The organism is Ruegeria sp. CG4 (assembly GCF_056537185.1).
Map to the genome: position 1 here is coordinate 1 of NZ_JBQFRB010000026.1, position 833 is coordinate 833.

Annotated in this window: 2 pseudogenes; both read left to right on the plus strand. The window is 50.9% G+C overall.

What is annotated here, in order from left to right:
- Positions 1 to 42: 42 nt before the first annotated feature.
- Positions 43 to 159, plus strand: a pseudogene (locus ACR0J2_RS24070) (adenylate/guanylate cyclase domain-containing protein); the annotation flags it as partial.
- Between the two features lie 144 nt (positions 160 to 303).
- Positions 304 to 833, plus strand: a pseudogene (locus ACR0J2_RS24075) (hypothetical protein); the annotation flags it as partial.

The window sequence follows — 833 nt, forward strand, 5'->3', positions numbered from 1 at the left end:
AGCGAACGAATTGTGTTTCGGATCGGCATCAATATCGGAGATGTGATTGCCGAGGATGGAGACATTTATGGTGATGGCGTCAATGTCGCCGCTCGACTTGAAGGCTTGGCTGAGCCCGGAGGTATCTGCATTCACCGCAGCGTAAGGGACCAGGTACAGGACAAGCTGGATCTGAATTTCGAGGATCTGGGTGAGACCGAAGTCAAAAACATAGAGAGACCAGTCCGAGCCTTCCAAATCGTTCTGGATGACAAGGCCAAGGCTTTGGCTATTTCAGAGCCAGTTGCGCATACGAAACCACACATGTCCAAGTGGGTGCCAGCTCTAATCGGTGCAGCATGCATCTGTTTGGTGCTGGTTTCGGTCGTATGGTGGCGATCCAGAGATGTGGCACCCCTGACCGAACAAGAGGAGTTGGCGCTTGCCATCCCAGACGAACCGTCCATCGTCGTTTTGCCCTTTGAGAACCGCTCAACAATTGAAGAGGTCGGCTATCTGGCAGAAGGTTTTGGAACAGCAATCACGACGCAGCTTTCGAAGTTTCCACAGCTATTTGTGATTGCTGGTTCTACTTCGATTACCTTTGCGGACAGCTTGGTCAAACCGCGAGAAATTGGCCGAGAGCTCGGTGTGCGATATGTTTTGTCAGGTAGCGTTCAGAGCGTTGGCGAGAATATTTCGATTAACTCAACACTGATAGAGACAGAGTCGGGGCACGCTCTATGGTCGGAACAATATGACGTTGGCGTCGAAGAATTGTTTTCCGCTCAGGCCGACCTTATTCGGGAAATCGCATCCACCCTGAAAATAGTAGTTGAGGAAGAAGAAATCGC